The 232-nt window shown below is 63.4% G+C and carries 1 protein-coding gene; it reads right to left on the bottom strand.

The window, feature by feature from the left end:
• Nucleotides 1-232, bottom strand: a 232-nt coding sequence (locus AF337_RS14830) for an ATP-binding cassette domain-containing protein (protein WP_152971084.1), incomplete at both ends; no start/stop codon positions are given.

Raw genomic sequence — 232 nt, 5'->3', positions numbered from 1 at the left:
GCTGCGAGCGGATGGTCTTGCGGGGATGGAGGGATCCGTAGGGATCCTGGAACACCATCTGAACCCGGCGGAAGAAGGGCCGGCTGCGCTGCTGATTTAACGTCTCGCCGTGGAGCTCGATCCGGCCGTCATAGTTGGCGTTGAGGCCGGAAAGCGCCCTCAGGACAGTGGACTTCCCGCAGCCGGACTCGCCGACCAGGCCGAAAGCAGTTCCCTTTTCGATGGCGAAGCT

The sequence above is a fragment of the Rhizobium ecuadorense genome, assembly GCF_001187535.1.
Classification (GTDB): domain Bacteria; phylum Pseudomonadota; class Alphaproteobacteria; order Rhizobiales; family Rhizobiaceae; genus Rhizobium; species Rhizobium ecuadorense.
The sequence above is the reverse complement of the archived record's forward strand: the minus strand, read 5'-3'. Positions and strand labels throughout refer to the sequence as shown.